Annotated in this window: 14 protein-coding genes; 6 read left to right on the top strand and 8 right to left on the bottom strand. The window is 66.4% G+C overall.

What is annotated here, in order from left to right:
• The coding region (ppdK, locus tag QZY03_RS12755) for a pyruvate, phosphate dikinase (RefSeq protein WP_295581568.1) at window positions 1-2368 on the bottom strand (2368 nt) is incomplete at its 3' end.
• A 492-nt stretch (window positions 2369-2860) separates the two neighbouring features.
• On the opposite strand from ppdK, the gene QZY03_RS12750 reads away from it, so the two are divergent.
• Window positions 2861-4048 (top strand): SAM-dependent methyltransferase, encoded by a 1188-nt coding sequence (locus tag QZY03_RS12750; RefSeq protein WP_295581566.1) that lies wholly within the window; start codon window positions 2861-2863, stop codon window positions 4046-4048.
• A gap of 164 nt (window positions 4049-4212) precedes the next feature.
• Window positions 4213-5007 carry a sulfite exporter TauE/SafE family protein gene (locus tag QZY03_RS12745; RefSeq protein WP_295581564.1) on the top strand — a complete coding sequence of 265 codons (795 nt, stop codon included), beginning with the start codon at window positions 4213-4215 and terminating at the stop codon, window positions 5005-5007.
• Between the two features lie 217 nt (window positions 5008-5224).
• Here the strand turns inward: QZY03_RS12745 and QZY03_RS12740 are convergent, their stop codons facing one another.
• On the bottom strand, window positions 5225-5884 hold the full coding sequence (locus QZY03_RS12740) for a hypothetical protein (protein ID WP_295581562.1): 660 nt from the start codon (window positions 5882-5884) through the stop codon (window positions 5225-5227).
• Between the two features lie 389 nt (window positions 5885-6273).
• Here QZY03_RS12740 and QZY03_RS12735 point away from each other — a divergent pair, with 389 nt between their 5' ends.
• From QZY03_RS12735 to QZY03_RS12720, 4 genes are all read left to right on the top strand, one after another.
• Entirely contained in the window at window positions 6274-8535 is a 2262-nt protein-coding gene (locus QZY03_RS12735) for a hypothetical protein (RefSeq protein ID WP_295581560.1), read from the top strand.
• Between the two features lie 72 nt (window positions 8536-8607).
• Complete coding sequence (locus QZY03_RS12730; RefSeq protein WP_295581558.1) at window positions 8608-9591, top strand: hypothetical protein; 984 nt, start codon at window positions 8608-8610, stop codon at window positions 9589-9591.
• Between the two features lie 326 nt (window positions 9592-9917).
• Complete coding sequence (locus QZY03_RS12725; protein WP_295581557.1) at window positions 9918-10961, top strand: M14 family metallopeptidase; 1044 nt, start codon at window positions 9918-9920, stop codon at window positions 10959-10961.
• Window positions 10962-10986: 25 nt separating this feature from the next.
• Entirely contained in the window at window positions 10987-11427 is a 441-nt protein-coding gene (locus QZY03_RS12720; protein ID WP_295581556.1) for an NUDIX hydrolase, read from the top strand.
• A gap of 211 nt (window positions 11428-11638) precedes the next feature.
• On the opposite strand, the gene QZY03_RS12715 is transcribed toward QZY03_RS12720, so the two are convergent.
• The 6 genes from QZY03_RS12715 to QZY03_RS12690 all read right to left on the bottom strand — a co-directional run bounded on the left by QZY03_RS12715 (window position 11639) and on the right by QZY03_RS12690 (window position 18538).
• Window positions 11639-12433, bottom strand: coding sequence for a YdcF family protein (locus QZY03_RS12715; protein WP_295581554.1), 795 nt, complete (start codon window positions 12431-12433; stop codon window positions 11639-11641).
• 254 nt (window positions 12434-12687) lie between these two features.
• Complete coding sequence (locus QZY03_RS12710) at window positions 12688-13101, bottom strand: hypothetical protein (RefSeq protein WP_295581552.1); 414 nt, start codon at window positions 13099-13101, stop codon at window positions 12688-12690.
• Window positions 13102-13120: 19 nt separating this feature from the next.
• Window positions 13121-14083, bottom strand: a complete 963-nt coding sequence (lipA, locus tag QZY03_RS12705; protein ID WP_295581550.1) for a lipoyl synthase — start codon at window positions 14081-14083, stop codon at window positions 13121-13123.
• A gap of 167 nt (window positions 14084-14250) precedes the next feature.
• Window positions 14251-17214 (bottom strand): hypothetical protein, encoded by a 2964-nt coding sequence (locus QZY03_RS12700; protein ID WP_295581548.1) that lies wholly within the window; start codon window positions 17212-17214, stop codon window positions 14251-14253.
• A gap of 57 nt (window positions 17215-17271) precedes the next feature.
• On the bottom strand, window positions 17272-17955 hold the full coding sequence (locus tag QZY03_RS12695) for an SH3 domain-containing protein (protein ID WP_295581546.1): 684 nt from the start codon (window positions 17953-17955) through the stop codon (window positions 17272-17274).
• A 109-nt stretch (window positions 17956-18064) separates the two neighbouring features.
• Window positions 18065-18538, bottom strand: coding sequence for a hypothetical protein (locus QZY03_RS12690; RefSeq protein ID WP_295581544.1), 474 nt, complete (start codon window positions 18536-18538; stop codon window positions 18065-18067).
• Between the last annotated feature and the right edge of the window lie 207 nt (window positions 18539-18745).

Below are 18745 nucleotides of genomic sequence, written 5' to 3'. Positions count from 1 at the left end.
TGCCGAACTGGAACTTCACCGGCTTGCCGGTGCGGGCCTTGATCTCGTCATGGATGGCGTCGACCCACTTCTTGACGATCTTGAGCTCCTGGGCCGTACAGACCTGGGGTACCTTGATCTTGGGGTGGACTTCGACGCCGGCGGCCTGGCACTCGGCAGCAGCTTCGAGGATCGCCCGGATCTGCATCTGGTAGATCTCGGGGAAGCTGATGCCCAAGCGCACGCCGCGATGGCCGAGCATGGGGTTGGTCTCGAACAGCGCGCGCACCTTGCGCAGCATCCGCTCCTTCTTGACGATGACCGACTCCACCAGCATCGGGTCGAGCTGGCGGCGCAGCCCGTCGACGTCGGCGCGGACCTTGTCCGGGGCCTGCATCAGGGTCATCGCCGCACCCAGGGCGGTCAGGCCATGGGCGTTCTTGGCGAGTTGCTGCAGCTCGGTGATCTCGCGGACCAGGGTGTTTTCGTTGGGCAGGAACTCGTGAATCGGCGGGTCAAGCAGACGAATCACCACCGGGTAGGGAGCCATCACCTCGAACAGGGACTTGAAGTCCTGCTGCTGCAGGGGCAGCAGCCGGTCAAGCGCTTCCTGACGCTCTTCCTTGGTGTCGGCAACGATCATGTCGATGACGATCGGCAACCGCGCCGGGTCATTGAACATGCGCTCGGTGCGCGCCAGGCCGATGCCGACGGCGCCGTACTTCAGCGCGCGCTTGGCGTCGACCGGGGTGTCCGAGTTGGCCATGACCTTGATCCGCGCCACTTCGTCGGCCCAGCTCAACAGGGTGACCAGTTCGTCGGTGAACTCGGGCTCCACCGTCGGGATCTCGCCCAGATAGACCTTACCGGAGGTTCCGTCCAGGGTGATCATGTCGCCTTCCTTGAAGCTCGTGTCGCCGACGATGGCGATGCGCTTGTCCACGTCGACGTGGATGCCCTCGGCACCGGCGACGCAGCACTTGCCCATGCCGCGGGCCACCACCGCCGCGTGCGAGGTCTTGCCGCCGCGCGAGGTCAGGATGCCTTCGGAGGCGAAGAAGCCGTGGATGTCTTCCGGCTTGGTCTCTTCACGCACCAGGATGACCTTGAACCCCTGCTCCTTGCCGAGCATTTCGGCACGGTCGGCGTCGAACACCGCGATGCCGGAGGCGGCACCGGGCGAAGCCGGCAGACCGGAGGCGACGGGGGTCGCCTTGGCCTTGGGGTCCAGGCGCGGGAACAGCATCTGCTCCAGGCTGTCCGGGGCGACGCGCAGCAGGGCCTGGGCCTTGGTGATGATCCCTTCCTTGACCATCTCGACCGAAGTACGCACCTGGGCCACGGCATTCATCTTGCCGTTGCGGGTCTGCAGGCAATACAGGATGCCGCGCTCGATGGTGAATTCGAAGTCCTGCACTTCCTTGTAGTGGCCCTCCAGACGGTCGCGCAGCGCGTCGAGCTGCTTGGCCATCTCGGGCATGTCGGCCTTGAGGGAGACCAGCGGCTTGGGGGTACGGATACCCGCGACCACGTCCTCGCCTTGGGCGTTGACCAGATACTCGCCGTACAGCAGGTTCTCGCCGGTGCCGGGGTCGCGGGTGAAGCCCACGCCGGTGCCGGAGTCGTCGCCGCGGTTACCGAACACCATGGTGCAGATGTTGACCGCGGTGCCGTTGGCCATCGCCGGGGTGATGTTGAACTGACGGCGGTAGTCGACCGCGCGCTTGCCGCCCCAGGAGCCGAACACGGCCTTGATGGCGATCAGGAGCTGTTCGTAGGGGTCCTCCGGGAAGGGCCGGCCGGTCTGCTCCTGCACCACGCGCAGGAAGCGCTCGGCGGTATCCTTCAGGTCGCTCGCGGACAGCGCCACGTCTTCTTTGACGCCCGCCGCCTTCTTGACCATTTCGAACTGCTTGTCGAAGAAGGTGTCGTCCACGTTCAGCGCGATCTTACCGAACAACTGGATGAAGCGGCGGTAGGCGTCGTACGCGAAGCGCTCGTCACCGGTGGCCTTGATCACGCCCTGCAGCGTCTTGGCGTTGAGACCCAGGTTGAGGATGGTATCCATCATGCCAGGCATGGACATCGCCGAGCCGGAACGCACCGAGACCAACAACGGCTCTTCGGCGCTGCCGAAGCCCTTCTTGGTCTTCTTCTCCAAGGCGGTCATCTGGGTCTGAACTTCGTCCCACAGCCCCGGGGGCAGATCCTTGGTCGGCGAGGCCAGGAAGTCCAAACAAGCTTCGGTGGAGAGCACGAAGCCCGGCGGCACGTTGAGCCCGATCTGGGTCATCTCGCACAGGTTGGCGCCCTTGCCGCCGAGGAGGTGCTTGTTCTTGCCGTCACCTTCCTCGAAAGCGAATACGCGTTTTTTGCTATCTGCTGACATGGCTCTGCTGAACCTCTCTCGCTTGGTGGTTTTGGGGATACGGGTCTGCAGCCCGCGCGTAATCTCGGGGACTATTGTCGCAGAGGTTGCCCCCTAGTGAAGAACTAAATACGAAGAATTGTTTCCAAAAATTTGTAAATTTTAGATAATTATTTATATACATAAGGTTAGGTCACTTTTCTGCATCACCGGATGCGCCGAAATGGCGGGGCACAGCACCCGGATACCAGGGTGCGGCCCCCTGCCGCCCGCCGCAGCGCGGTATTTCAGGCCCGGACGCTACCCCCAATGACCCTGAGTGCCCGGCACGGACGCATCCTGACCCCAAAGATCCACCCGAACAGCCGGCGACGCACGGCGGTCGGCTGACCAAGCCCCCAATGGTAAGGGCCGCTGGGTGCCGCGCAAAGCCCAGCGTTGTCCGGGTTTGCGCTGCACCCCGCAAGCCGGGTCTAATCGGCGGCTGAACGATCCCGACCGACGCCGCGCACCATGCACCAGCACTCGACCCATTCTCGGTCCCAAGGTACCGACACCGATGCCGAACGGCACAGCGCCTGCCTGCGCGAACGGATCCGCGCCGCGATCGTCGACGCCGACGGCCTGCTGCCCTTTGACCAATTCATGGAGCGGGCGCTCTATGCCCCCGGCCTCGGCTACTACGTGGCGGGCGCCGCCAAGTTCGGCGCCGCCGGGGATTTCGTCACGGCCCCGGAACTCTCGCCGCTGTTCGGCGACTGCGTCGCCGTCCAGTGTGCCGAGTCCCTGCAGCGGCTACAAGGGGGGGACCTGCTGGAATTCGGTGCCGGGAGCGGTGCCCTGGCCGTCGCGGTGCTGACCCGATTGGAACAACTCGGCGCCCTCCCCGACCGCTATCTGATCCTGGAGCCAAGCCCGGATCTCCAGGCGCGTCAACAGGAACGGCTCAGCAACGCGGTTCCACACCTGGTCGAACGCTGCCGCTGGCTGACCGGACTGCCGGTCGACCTGCGGGGCCTGGTGCTGGCCAACGAGGTGCTGGACGCGATGCCGGTCCACCGCTTCCGCATCGGGCCGGACGGCGAACCGCTCGAGATCTTCGTCACCGAGCGCGACGGCACCTTGAGCGAGATTGCGGCCCCCATCCGCTCCATCGGGCTGGCCGCCGCACTCGCGGCCATCCAGGACGCCGGTTTCGCCCGCACGCCCGGCTACAGCTCCGAGATCAATCTGCGGGCCGGCCCCTGGCTCGCCGCGGTCGGCGACGCCCTGACCGCGGGTCTGGTCCTGTTGATCGACTACGGCTACCCGGCGGCGGCCTACTACCAACCCGACCGCACCATGGGTACTCTGATGTGCCACTGGCGCCACCAGGCCCACGGCGACCCCTACCAGCATCTCGGGCTGCAGGACATCACGGCCCATGTCGATTTCAGTGCCGTCGCCCGGGCCGGGCTGGACGCCGGGTTCACGATCGCCGGCTTCGCCACCCAGGCCCAGTTCCTGATCGGCTGCGGCATCGACCGCTTCCTGACGATCGAGTCAGGCGCCATCGAGCACTCGCTGAATCAGGCCCAGGCAGCCAAACAGCTCCTGCTGCCCAGTGCCATGGGGGAGCGCTTTAAGGTTTTGGGGCTGGCCCGCGGTGTCGCCGGACCTTGGCGCGGGTTTTCCATGCGCGACTTGAGTGATCGGCTCTAGGGTGACCCTCGGATAAGGATGACAGCGAATTTTTTAGGGGCGACTGAAGTCGCCCCTACGGCCCTAGGGATCTTGGAGGCTTACCCAGACGGGATCTTCATTCCCGGCGATCACCCAAAGGCGATTTCCATCAAACGATCCACGCATTACTCAGCCCTGCCATCATGCCACTGTTCGACCTGACCGGATTCCTCCTCACCGGCGTGCTCTCCGGACTCCTCGCCGGCCTGTTCGGCGTCGGCGGCGGCGTGATCATGGTGCCCGCCCTGATGTTCCTGTTCGGCCATCTCGGGATCGGCGGCGACTGGGTGCCGCATCTGGCGGTCGGGACCTCGCTCGCGACCATCGTCGGTACCGGCGCGGCCTCGGCCCTGGCCCACCATCGTCGCGGCGGGGTGCGCTGGGATCTGGTGGCCGGACTGGCGCCGGGGATCGTACTCGGGGCTTGGGCGGGGGCGGCAATTGCCGGAGTCATGCCGGAGCTCTGGCTCAAACGCCTGTTTGCCGCCTTCCTCCTCTACGTGAGTCTGCGGATGCTAGTCCCCTCGCGCGCGGCATCCCAGCGGCCGCTCCCGACCAAGGCGGGATTGTGGGCGGTCGGGGGCGGCATCGGCGCCTTGTCCGCGCTGGTGGGCATCGGTGGGGGGACCATCAGCGTGCCCTTTCTCGCCCGCTGCGGGGTGGCGATGCGCCAGGCCGTCGGGACCTCCGCCGCCTGCGGGCTGCCCATTGCCGTGGCGGGGGCCATCGGCTTCGTGGTGGTCGGCTGGGCGCGCGACGGGCTGCCGGCATTCAGTACCGGCTTCGTCTATTGGCCGGCGGTGCTGCTCATGCTCGTCGCCAGCATGCCGGCCGCGCCCCTGGGCGTGCGCCTTGCCCACCGCCTGCCGGTGGGGCTGCTCAAGCGCGCCTTCGGCTGCTTTCTGCTGCTGGTCGCGGTGCGACTGGCCTTGACCTGACGGTCGGCTGAGGTGAGGAAGAGACACTGGTGGCGAACGACGCCCAAGCGGGCACATCCGCCACACCGGCTTGGCTCAGGCCCGGAATGGGTCACGCCAAGACGCCAAGGTTCTTCAAAGCAATAACAAAACCGGAGGCGCTCGCGGGTCCGCAGGGGGCGGTAGGGGCGACTAAAGTCGCCCCTACATGTTGGTACATCTTTTTCCCGGAAGTCACCTAACCCCCGCCGTCCAGCACCAGCCGGCGGTAGAGAAACACCTGACCCTGCGCATCGCGCAGGGCCAGCCGCCCCTGGTCCAATGCAAACTCGAACTCCAGACTAACACCGGCGCGACGACTGACCATCCGCACCCGATCGCCGGTGACCTGAAGGGTGCCGTCCACGAAGGCCCAGTTCGGGGCATAGAGTCGGTAATTGCCGCCCTCGACGATCAGCAGTCCGCCCCCGGCGGACTCCCAGACACCCCCGAATGCCGCACCGGTCCACGGCATTCGGCCCGCACCCGCGCCACCCGGGGCCATCCCCTCCAGCATCTGTCGGCCCACCTCACCGGCTTGGTCCATCGGCATCCCCGGCACGCCCCCATTGGTCATCGCCCGGGCGGCCTCACCACCGGCGCCCATCAGACCCATGGCCTCCATCATGCGGGACATGGCATCCGCCATCGCCTCCCGGCCGGCACTCCCCTCAGCCCCCATCACGGACCCCCACGGCAGGAGCAAAATCAGGAGCAAAGCGACGACGCGGCGCGGTCGCCGTCGGCCGCTGCGAGTTCGCGGCAGCCCTGCATCGCCGTCACCCTCGGTGCCCTCGGCGCCGCCTGAACCGCCGAGGCCGACCAGGTCGACTTCATCGCGACCGCTGTTGGCTGACAACTGGAGGCTCGCGGACGCCAAGCCTCTTCCAGTGAATCCGTGGGTAATTGGACCTGACATGGGACGTGACACCACTGGTGACGGGGCGGCGGTCCCCGGCAATCCGGTGACCGCCCGATGAATGAGCGCGTATGATCCGCTTCGGACCCGCGGGCTCGATGTGCGGGTGGACGCGCGCAGTCTAGCAGACCCCGCAGCCGGCACCGCCGGGCACCGGCGCCGGGTGATCGGCCGTTGCGCACGCCGAATGTTGGGAACCTAAGCACCCGCCGCCGGTCGACCCGCAACCCCACCGGCCGTTGACACACAACACGAAAAACATGCATTGGCGCCCAAGTCTTGCGGAGTTCTCTGAGCCACTGGTTCGGCCTTACCCGTGGAGTATCTCATTGGACTCCTGCGGCAAGGGCATTGACAACGCGCACATCGACTGCCTGCTCAGTGCACGCTTCCGCGACCAGGCCGTCGCGACCGTTCGCGAGTTGGTCCGCGAAGACGCCCTCAGCCTGTCACGGCGCATCCCCGAACAGTTGGTCGGCAGCGACGATCTGGCGACCCTGCGCGACACCTACCTCTGTCTGTTCGAATCGGCGCTGGAGCGCCGCCCCGACAAGGACTCGCGCGACCAGGTAGTGCTGCTCCAATTCGCCTTACTCAAATTTCTGCTGCAACTGACGGCGCGCGAACCCCTGGCTCTCCAGGAGGCCCTCAAGGCGCAGCTTCAGTCCGAACCGGACGGAGCGGCAGCGGACCGGATTGGATTGCACGAACAACTGATCCTGGTGACCCGCCAGGCGCAGGGCATTCAGCGCCGGGTGGCGCAGTTGCTGTTTCGCCAAATCCGTAAGTTCGAGACCGTCCAGGTCCAGGCCCTACGCGCCGCGGTGCTCGGCAAACATTGGCCGGTACCCGAGAGCATCCTCTTCAACCCGATCCTGCTCATCTCCGATGCGGGGGCCGGACTGGCCCTTGCCGCCGATTATCCGATCGGCTGGATGGCCGAGTCCGGCATCGACGACTGGCTGACGCGGACCGCGGCGTGCCTGATCACGACCTTCGCCGACTATCTGCCGACCTGGCTGACCGGCGCCGCGCAGCCCGAACCCCCAGTCAGTCAACCGTCGGCCCTGGGGCGTCGCGATCAGGGCCAACTACGCGGCTTCGTCGCCACCGAGATCCTGCTCGCCGGGTTCGTCCCACGGGTGGAATACCGTCAAGGACTGACCACCTGGCTTGATGAGCCGGCCAATCTGCGGCTCTTTCTCGACGCCGGGCCAGCTGCCAATGAGGGCGGCGAGGGCCGCGCGCAGGGCACCGCCGCCCGCTGGCAGTATCCCGACTGGGACCTCTTTCAACGCGACCTGGTCGGGCAACTCGTCGCCAGCCTGGATGTTGCCGGGTTAGGCGGTGCCATCGAGTGCACCTATGCTCTGCCCGCGCTGCGCCGCCAACTGGGTTACCCCCTGCCCTTCGCTCTCGTGATGGACTATACAAAAGAGCGACTCAGCCGCCGCGCCCTGGCGCAACGGCTTGCCACGCTGCGCGGCGGTCCGGACCCGCTCGCCGTTCATCAGTTGCTCGAACGCCTGCAGATCGCCCGCAAGCGCCAGACACCCGGACAGCGGCAAGCACTGCTGGGCCGCTATCTCGTCGACTTCCTGACCCTGCGGCGGGATCTCAAACTCGCTTATAAGACCTTTGAAGTGCTGGACGGCATCCACCTGATGGAGGACGAGGACGAGTGCCGTCTGTCGCGCTCGAACGGCAGCCTCTACGAATTCCCCTGCCGCGGTGAAGGCGGTCCGCGAACCCGGCGCATCCGCGCCCACGCGGTGCTCAAGGCCGATGTGCGCGGCTCCACCCTGATCACCGAGGAATTGCGCGCCCGCGGACTCAACCCCGCATCCCATTTCAGCCTGAGCCTGTTCGATCCGGTCAATCAGTTGCTGCCCGAGTTCGGCGCGGACAAGTTGTTCGTGGAGGGTGACGCGGTCATCGTCGCGCTCTATGAATACCAGGACGACGGCCCCAGCCTGACGGTCACTCGGGCCTGCCGCCTGGCACGCAAGATTCTTCAGGTCGTGACCCTGCAGAATGTCCGCAATCGCCAGAACGATCTGCCCGCATTGGAACTGGGGCTCGGTCTGTCGTTTTCGCGACGCGAGCCCAACTTCCTCTATGACGAGGGCCGGCCGATCATGATCTCCAGCGCCATCAATCAGGCGGACCGACTGTCGTCCTGCTCCGGGCTGCTGCTGCGCTCCGGCTTCCAGCCGACCAATCCCGCATTCCGGGTCACGGTCTTGCGTGACGCGATCGGCGGCGAACGCGCCGGCCCAGGGCGCGACTTACTCAACTACAACGTCAATGGTGTCAAACTCGATGAGACCGCCTTCCTCAGGCTCCAGGAGGAACTGCCGATGACTCAGTTGCGCCTGCCCGAGCACGAGGCCTCGGAAAGCCTGTTTTTCATCGGCAACCACCGGGATAGCGGCGGGCGCGTCCATTGGATCGTGCTGCGCCATGCCCCGGTCCACGACTGGTACGGTGACGCGCTGGGACCGGTGGACCCGGACCGACGGCATTATTTCGAGCTGATCGTCGATGAACCCCTGACCGCACGCATCCGCCGGCTGGCGGCGGGTGCTTAGGAACTCACGTGTCTTTCTCGTTGTGTTTCACCTGTTCTTCACTCGTTACTCAACAATACCCCCGATCAAGCGATGCCGAAACGCCGCACCATTGCCCCCGAGACCGGCCTTGCCGAGTTGCGGGAGACCATCGCCGCCGGTACCGCGCCGGTCGCGGCGCTGCGTACCGCGCTTGCCGATCCCAACTACCGGCTGGTCGCGCTCGCGGCCGGACACGCGGGCGACCAGCTCATCTATCCACTGGAGGCGGACCTGATCGCCGCTTTCCGCCGACTCGCCGCTCGCAGCCACACTCAGGACCCCCAATGCACCGCCAAGGGCGCCATCACCCGCGCCCTGGTCGCACTGGACTGCGTCGATGTGACCTTCTTCCTCACCGGGATCCGCTACCGCCAACTGGAACCGACCTGGGGCGGCAGCCAGGATACCGCGGTGGATCTGCGTGTCACCGCCGCCATGGGTCTGGCCGCGACGGCCTACGCCCGCGCCTTACCCGAACTCACGCGGCTATTGGTCGATCCCGAACCGCGGGTGCGCGCCGGCGTCATGGACGCCATCGCCTGCTGCGAGCCCATCGCGGCTGAATCGGTCCTGCGCACCAAGGCGCAGGCCGGCGATGGTGAACCCGAGGTCACGGGTGCCTGCCTGCTGGCACTGCTGCGCCTGGACCCGGAGGCGACTGCCCGCTTCGTCGGCAGCTTTCTGGACCGCGGCGACCCCATCCTGCGCGACGCGGCGGCCCTGGCATTGGGCGAATCCAGAGTCCCCGCGGCGCTCGTTGAATTGCGTACCCGCTGGGATGCCGCGCCCTACAAAGGCGCCGCGGAGCAGGTTCTGCTCAAGGGCGCGCTACTGCATCGCAGCGATCAGGCTTTCGACTGGCTGCTGTTACTGGTGGCGGATGGCGAGCGGCGGATCAGCGAACGGCTGGTCAAGGATCTGACCGTCTATCGCGGCAATCAGCGGTTGCGGCGGCGGCTGGCCGACGCCCTGACCGGGCGCGGCGACGCCGAGCTGGTGGTGCTGCTGAATCGGGTCTGGCCGGAAACCAGTTGATGCGCGGTTCAGACTGGACGGCCATGACCTCCCGGTTTCGGATATCCTGGCACAGGATCTGCTGCCGCGGGCGCGGTGCGGGCTCGCCGCGGCCGGCGCCGACCGCTGCGAAATCGACCACTGGCTCGGTATCATCGACGCCCGGCTGGAGCGACCGCGCACCGGCGCCCACTGGCAACGCGCCTGGGTGGAACGCCACGGCGCGGACATGCGCGGGTTGGTCGCGGCCTATCTGGAGCGCCAGCGGGCTGGCCGGCCGGTGCACACCTGGACCCTGGACTAGACCGCCGGGCCGCGCCATTCAACGAACCTGGAATCGGATCCACATGCTGCAAGAACTCGATCACCTTCCCGCCGACCTGCTCGGGGCCGACAGCCGCGACCTGCACCGCCGGCTCGGTGCGCCGACGCTGATTCATCTGTCGGGAACCCGGCAGCCGCCGCTCTTCGTGTCGGTGCTACTGCACGGCAACGAGACGGTCGGCTGGGACGCGATGCGCGCCCTGCTCGCTGAGCGCATCGCGCGCTTCGGTGAGCCGCGTCTGCCGCGCGCCCTGAGCCTGTTCATCGGCAATGTCGCCGCGGCGGCCAGCGGCGCCCGCCACCTGCCGGATCAACCCGATTACAACCGGGTCTGGCCTGGGGGGGATCACCCGCTGACACCCGAGCATGAGGTGATGACGGCAGTCTTCGAGCGCATGACCCGCCGCGGTATCTTTGCCAGTATCGACCTGCACAATAACACCGGCGCCAACCCGCATTACGCCTGCGTCGACCGTCTGGATCACCGCTCACTGCACCTCGCCACTCTGTTCGGACGGACCGTGGTCTACTTCACCCGCCCCATCGGGACTCAGTCCGCGGCCTTCGCGGACCTCGGCCCGGCGGTCACGCTGGAATGCGGCAAGGTCGGCGAGGCCGCGGGCGTCGCGCACGCCCGCACCCTGGTCGATGCCGCCCTGCATCTGCTGGAGGTACCGAACCACCCGGTGGCAGCCCATGACATCGACCTGTTCCACAGTGTCGCGCAGGTGACGGTGCCGCCCGAGCTGAGCATCGGCCTGCCGCCGACCGAGGCCGAACTGGTGCTCAATCCGGAGATCGAACACTTCAACTTCCGGGAACTGCCCCGCGGAACCCCCTTCGCCAGCCTGCGCACCAGCGACCGCGGGCTCGGCTTCGTGGTGCACGACGAGGACGGCAACGACGTGGCCAAGCGCTTTTTTCAACTCGAGGACGGGGAGATCAAGCTACGCCGCCCGGTGATGCCCGCCATGCTCACCCGCGACCTGACAGTGATCCGCCAGGACTGTCTGGGCTATCTCATGGAACGCTACAACGACCATGTCCCGCGGCGCGGGACTGACTGACCAACAACTGCCGGAGGCCATCACTATGCCAGTCCCTGTGACACCCTTGGTGACCGCGGACGCCATCATCGAACTGATCGACCGTCCCGGCCGTCCGATCGTGTTGATCGAGCGTCTCAACCCGCCGCCTGGCTGGGCCATCCCCGGCGGTTTTGTGGACTGCGGCGAGCGGCTGGAACAGGCCGCGGTGCGCGAGGCCCTGGAGGAAACCGGCCTGCACGTGCGGCTGCGTGCCCTGCTCGGCCTCTATTCGCACCCGGCTCGCGACCCGCGCGGCCACACGGTCACCGCCGTCTATGTGGCCGAGGCCAGCGGCGAGCCCACGGCCCTGGATGACGCCCGCGCCGTGCAGGTCTTTGCGCTGGACGCGCTGCCCGCGCAACTCGCCTTCGATCACGCGACCGTGTTGGCCGATTACCTGACCTATCGCGCCGCGGGCACGGTGGCGCCATTGCGGTTCGACTGAAGGACCCGTGGCCCCGTTGTCGTTGTCGTTGTCGTAATCGAGTTTACGATGCCCACGAAGATGCTGTCGCACCGATGCGTCAGTGCCGCACGTGGCGAATCGAAACCCGATCGAAGCGGCTGCTGATGCCCGAGTTGAATCGCTTATCCGATTACGACAACGACAACGACAACGACAACGACAACGACAACGACAACGATCGGAACGCCCCCTAGTCGGCCGCCGGCGCCGCACGCGGCGCGCCGGACACCCATTGGCGCACCTGGTACCAGACCCGCCCCAAGTGCTCGTGGACAGCGTAATAGCTGATGTTGAAGGCCGCCGCGGACGGCAGCCAATCGGCCAGGACCAGGGTGTCCTGCCAGCCCGGCCCGGTGATGAACCCGGTCGGCGCCGGAACGACAGCGACACCGGCCTGCTCGAAGGCCTCCACCGCCCGCGGCAGGTGCCAGGCACTGCTGACCAGCAGCACGCGCGACACCCCGGCCCGCTGCAACATCGGCTTGGAAAAGGCCGCATTCTCCCAACTGGTCCGGCTGTTGCTCTCGACCCCGGCCACCGGGACCTGGAACTCCTCACGCAGCACCCGCGCCATCGCCTCACCCACCACCGGCGCGTCAGCCTTGACCACGCCGCCGCTGACATAGATCGGCAGACCGGTCGCGCGATGGAGCCAGGCGGCATAACGTGACCGCTGCAAGCTGAACCCATCGACCGTATCGCGCTGATATTCGGGCGCGTCATGGTAAAGCCCGGCGCCCAGCACCAGGATCGCCTGAGGCTGCGACGGCAGCGGCGCACGAACATCCAGCGGCGCATAGGGCTCCAGCGGCGCCATCAACAGCATCGCCACCACCGGCACGCTCATCAGCGCGAGCACAGCCGCAGCGCCGAACAGGAGCACACGTCCCAGGACACCGCGGACCAGAAAAAAGGCGGCCAGGAGCATCAGGATGATGATTCCTGGCGGCATGAGCAGAGTCTTGATCGCACTGTAGGCCGTCATGGCATCAGGTCTCCCGTTGAGGTGGAACGAAGGTTGGCAGCAATTCCAGCCCTGCGGGCAGTCACCGGATGGCTGCGCTGTCCGGCAATCAAAATACCACTAAACGTAAGGCTAAACACCTGTGGGAGCGGCCTCCGGCCGCGATGGGACGGCGCGGTGCGCTGACGCCGCGCTACCCTGCGAAGCCGCATCGCGGCCGGAGGCCGCTCCCACGGGGGACTTTCATGTCACGGGGTGCGTCGCGGCCGGCAGGTTCAGTGATCCTGCCCCGCGCCGGCCCGCGCCAGTTCGCCGAAAAGGCCCGAAACCAGCAGCACCGAGGCGCCCGCCGCCATCACCGGAACCGCGAACAACGCGATCCAGGCGCTGGTGCGCCGCCACAGGATCAGAAACAGACCGATCGCCATCGCGGTCCCCAGTACGGCCGGCGCCCACAGGGCCGCGGATCGCGTCGCGACGACCGCATCCGCAGCCGGATGGCCGGTCGACCACCAGGTGATCAGCCAGGCGGCGAGCAGGCCGTGGGGGATAAGCATGAAGGCCAGGTTGGTCAAGGCGAATGGCCGGTAGCCGAAACGCCCGGCGGCATGACGATCCACCGCCTGCACCGTGATGATCAGGCCCATGAAGACCAGGAAGGCGACCGCGAGCATGAGCCAGTCGGGCATCGGAGACTGGGCGCCGGACTCAGGCGCCCACCAGACCCTGCGCCTGGCGGTCCGCGTGGTAGGACGAGCGGACCATGGGGCCGCTCGCCACATTGGTGAAGCCCATGGCCTCGCCGGCCAGCCGCAAGGCAGCAAACTGTTCCGGCGTCCAGTAGCGCCGCACCGGCAGATGGTCGCGGCTCGGCTGGAGATATTGTCCCAAGGTCAGCAGGTCGCAGCCGTGGGTCCGCAGATCCGCCATCACCGCCAGCACCTCGTCGCATTCCTCGCCCAGCCCGAGCATGATGCCGGACTTGGTGGGCACCGCGGCGTGGCGCGACTTGAATTCGGCGAGCAGATCCAGAGAGCCCTGATAGGCCGCCCCAGGGCGCGCCTGGGCATAGAGTCGGGGCACCGTCTCCAGGTTGTGGTTGAACACATCGGGGACTGCCGCGTCCTGAAACTGATCCAGGGCGACCGACTGACGGCCGCGAAAGTCCGGCACCAGGACCTCCAGCAGGGTCTCGGGGCAGCCGGCACGCACGGCGCGCAAACAGTCGGCGAAGTGTCCGGCGCCGCCGTCGCGCAGGTCGTCCCGATCGACCGAGGTGATGACCACATAGCGCAGCCCCATGGCCGCGATCGACTGCGCCAAGTGCCCCGGCTCGGCCGGATCGACCGGCTGGGGACGACCGTGAGCCACGTCGCAGAAGGGACACCGGCGGGTGCAGACATCGCCGAGGATCATGAAGGTGGCGGTGCCGTGGTTGAAACATTCGCCCAGATTCGGGCAGTTGGCCTCCTCGCACACGGTGGCAAGCTGTGCCTCGCGCAGCATGCGTTTGATCCGCGTCACGCCCTCGCCAAGCGGTGCCTGGGCACGGATCCAGGAGGGCTTACGCAGCACCTCTGTAACCGCCTCGACCTTGATCGGAATGCGCGCAACCTTGTCGGCGCCCCGCTGGTGCGTATCCGGGGTGGAGCGCGAGGGGATATCGGTCATGGTGCAAAAATCCGTCTCGGAAACAGTGATTGGTTGGCGGGATGAGGCCGGGGCTCAGGGTCTGAGAACAGCACGTTATCTGCGCAGGCTAACGAGTGACGGCACCATTTTCCAGCGATTAAGACCACGTAAAATACCATGTTGTACGCGCCAACATCGCCTGAGGATCAGCCATCGCTGTCCAGAAACGGGTTTACCGATTGCTTTGGCGCCTTGGGGGCAACCGCATGGTGCGGAGCACCGGGATGGGTGCCGGGAGCGGCCGACGCTTTAGCAGCGCCGGCCGCGGTATGACTGACCGGGCCGGGCTCGACTGCGGACTGCTCCAAGGGTGTCGCGTCCGCCACATAGGCATCGAATCGGCGGCGGGCGTCGGTCACGTCGAAGTGCCGGGTCTGACCCTGCTGCTCGAGCAACCCGGCCAGATTGTGGAAACGGGCGTAGACCACACCCTCCGGACCAGCGGCGGTGGCCCGGCCCTTGGCACCGATCTCAATCTCGCGGCTGCCGAGCAGCAGATGCGGCACCCGGGTGCCCGCTTGGTCGATGGCCAGTTCGACCCGGCCGGCCAAGTCTTTGACGGTCAACAACTCGCCGATCCAATCATGCTTGCCGCGCTGCTGATCGAGCACGGCAACGAATGGACGGGAGTCGGCGACCATGATGTCCGCCGCCAGATCCAGCGTGAGCGGCCGGCTCCACTGCACCTGGGCCCGTTCAGTCTGCACCAGGGCATGCCAGTCCGGTTGCTGGTGCGTCTGCGCATTGCCGGTCACCTGCACCCGGTGCAGGCGCAGCGCGCTGCCGGCGATGTTGAAGCGCCGCTTGCCGACATCGCCGTCGCGCACCAGAACATCCAGGCGCAGATCGGTCGTGATGTCCTCGCCCGCCACTTGCATCCGCAGCCGCTGGCCGTTGAGGATCGCTTGCCCTTTGACCTGATTGGGCGCCAGGGACAGATCGGCACTGACCTCGGCCTCGCCGGCTACGAACCGCAACGGACTCTGCGGCGGGAGATAGGGGTTATAGACACTCATGTCCTTGACCCGTGCCGTGGGCACCCGCAGATCGATCGTCGTGATGGCGCCCCGGCCGTGCGCATCCGGATTGCGCGCCCGCACCGCGAGTTCGAAGCGCGCCTGTTCCAACTCCGGGCGCTGTGCATCCGCGGGCCCCAGCCGGGCGTCCGCCAACCGGGCATCCAGCGCCAGCAACGGATGCCGACCGCCCTGCTCGACCTTTAGCTTGACCTCACCCGCGCCGGTCGCCGCGTGGTCCAGGAGATCGATGCCAAGATCCTGAGTCTTCACCGCAAGTGCGCTGTCGGCGCCAAGCAGGCCGTCCGTCATTCGCAGGTCAACATCCACCGCACCGCTGCCGCGCAAGGCAAGACCCATGGGGTGGTGGATCAGCGCCGCGATCCAGTTGAGTTGCGGCGCGTCGAACCGTGCCCGCAACCGCGCGTCGTCCATTTCCAGGAGAACGGCGGCGACTCCGTGGTGAGCGCTACGCTCGGCCAAGGACAGCATGGCGCCGTGAGCCAGTTCCGCACCAGTGAGCGGTAACTGGAAGTGACCCTCCGCAATGGTGAGGGCGGCCTGCCAGGGACGCGGTTCGGCCTGATCCGGCAGGATGAGCCGGGCATCGTCCAGACTCAGGCGGGTGCCGCTGAGGTCCAACACCACTGTCGGTTTGGCCCGCCGTTTCGTTCGATGGTTCGGTGCCCTGCTCTCTCCCGCCTGCGGCTGCCCGGCGATCCGCAGCCGCAGATCCAGATTGGCACTCAGCCGCTGCTCATGGTAAGCGAGATCCGCACCGGCAGCCGTCAGGGCCAGATCCAGCAGCAGCGTGTCGCGCGACACCTCGGCGCGTCCGGACAACCGACCCTGGCCCCCGTGAAACGCCAGACCGGCCTGGGGCGGCAAGAACCGCTGGTACACGGACAGATCAGGCACCGTGAATTCCGGGATCGCCATAATCAATCGGGTGACATCCTGCTTGCGGTCCGGCGCGGCCAGGTGCAACGTCAGCGACACATCGCGCCCGCGATAGAGCGGCTGCACGGCGACCGGCGCCAGCGTCGCCGGTTTACGATCGGACCTGGACCCAGCCCCGTCCTCGGCCAGTTGCACCTCCACGGTCGCGAAGCGCACGACCAGGTCTTGCTCATCCTGCGGATCGACCCGCAGTTCCACCGTGCCATGTCCAGCGAAGCCAAACCGGCCGATCCCGGTGTGCAACCGATCGGCGTCGAGCACGAGATCCGTATCGCCGCGCAGGTCGCCGTGCTCCAGATGCAGCCGCCCGTGCAGCCGCCCGCTGCCGTCCAGCGTGAGGCCGTCCAGATGCAGCAGGTGGTTCAAAGCATGCAGGCGTTCGGCCGGCAGGTCGATCTCGGCATTGATCATCAGCAACCGCAGTGCGTCCAGGCCATTGAGCGCGGTCATGACAAAGGGCTGCACCTCGATCCGGCCGCGCACCGCCGCGTCCCGCAGTAGATCCTGGTCCGGGCCGATCGCCAACGCCGGCAACCGCAGATCAAGGTCGGCATTGGCCAACCCCACTTGTCCGGTGCCGGTATCCAGACTGAAGCTGCCGCCCAGGGTCCCGGTGAGGGTCGCGCGGATGTGACCGATCCAGGCTTGTGTTTCGCCGGTGAGGCGCAGGTTCTTCACGGCCAGCACCAGCGGCCCGCCGGCCGGCGGCGGCGCGGCGGCGACGGCCGTCGGATCACGATGGCGGATCACCGGGTAGAAAGGTCGCAGTGCCGGGTCGTCCTGCCGCGACTTCGGCCGCGGACGCAGATGCACCTGAACATCATTGAGGTCCAGGTCATGGATGCGGATCTGGCCGCGCAGCAAAGGCACCAGCGAAACCGAAGCACCGGCACTGCCGGCATCCACCTGCCATTGCTCAACCGCGGTCTGCCCATCCGCCGCGAGCCCGCGTATCTCCACCCGCAACGGATACCAGGACCAGGCCCGCTCCCAGGTCAGCGCCAGTGCGTCCGGTTGCAGACTGTTCAGCCACACCTGGGCCGCCGGCAGATTCAAAAACAGGTTGACCGGGATCAGATAGAGCCCGGCCAGGATCAGCGGGGTCAGGAGACTGCGTGAGATCGCCTTGAACATGAGCGGCCCTCGGGTCCGGTTGATTGAGTCGGTGAACCTGAAAACAGCACCACGAAGTCACTGTGACGACTCACGCAGATAATGCCCCGACACCCACCCGCGACGCTGGGGATCGTCGCGCATGGACACCTGACACCACCGCTGACCGCCATGCATCTCGCAGCCGTGATTGCGCAGCACGGTGCCGTTGCGCATCGCGACGATCACCCCCGCCTTGCTCGACGGCTCGCGCCGCAGGTTGAGCTGGTCTCCGGCGGCGACACCGCTGACCTCCCAAAAGTCGGGTCCACCGGCCAGACCGTCCGCGAAGTCGGGCTTGGGGGCCGCCGACTGCGGGCGTCCGCCGCCGATTTGGACCTTAAGGCTGTAGTTGGCCTGTTCGCCGCGGCGCGCCGCGGCCCGCATCAGATAGACCCGAATCCGGTAGTCACCGGTGTCGGGCAGCGTGCCATCGAACCGGCCGCCGGACGTGCTGCCGACAAAGAGCGCCTCCTCCGACCCCGGCGGCAGGATATTGAAATAGTTCTGAGGGTTATCCGAGTGCAACTGCACACTCATGTGCTGCCCGGCCTTGGCCCCGAGCAGATAATCGACGTCCTGGTCGCCGTGCAGGCGGCCGGTGACCGTGGCACCCGTCGACCCGGCCTTGAAGTGGACCCGTTCAGTGCGAATGCCGTCGGCGGCCAGAACCGGCAAGGCCGCGACGAGACAACAGAGCAACAGCAGCGCAGGCGATCTCATAGTGCAGTAAATTCCTGGGTGACCATCAGGGCACGCCATGGTAAAGCCTGTTCGGCGTTCGGGCAATACCAGGGTATCAGCGTCAGGAATCTCCTGACAAGGCCGCCGCTCAATCCAGCAGAAAGACCAGAAAAATCGCGTCGCCGCTGCAATCTCGCCCGGCAATCAGCAACCCCGACATCGCCGCGCCGTCACCCAGGGTATACACCTCCAGGTTCTCCAAGGTCGGGTCGTCGTAGACCGCTGACAGCGCCTTCTGCCCGGCCGCGGCATCATCGATGTTGTCCAGCAACAACTCGACCGACGATCGCGCCTCCCGATCGGTGATACCCCGCAGCTCGGTCAGAATGCTGCGCCGGTCATCGGCTTGACGCACATAGATCTGTTTCCAGCCTGACATCCAGGCCTCCTCGCCGAACTGCTCCCAGTGCGCACCAACGAAATGGCGGTAATACTTCAGGGCCGCGGCTTCCAGGTCTTCCGCTCGCGCCACGCGGTCACAGAACACCGCGCTGCCGAAGCCCGCTTGACTGGGTGAGCCATAACTCGCTTGAAGATTCAGATTCGCATCGGTTCTTGTCATTGAGATATCCTCGTTGTACGCGTCTACTCTATCCAGCCAACCATGAGCCCGCCGGGCCTTGATCATTGTTGTGCGACACGAAGTCGCGTAAGTGAATGTTCTACAAGAAGTCGCTAGGAGGCGGCCTGATAGAACCGACGGTTTCTCCCGTCGTAGCCTAGGAGCACATGCGGGACTGGTAACGGTCCGGTGTGAAGCTGCTCTGAC

Origin of the sequence: uncultured Lamprocystis sp. (genome assembly GCF_903933125.1) — a bacterium.
GTDB lineage: Bacteria > Pseudomonadota > Gammaproteobacteria > Chromatiales > Chromatiaceae > Thiodictyon.
The sequence above is the reverse complement of the archived record's forward strand: the minus strand, read 5'-3'. Positions and strand labels throughout refer to the sequence as shown.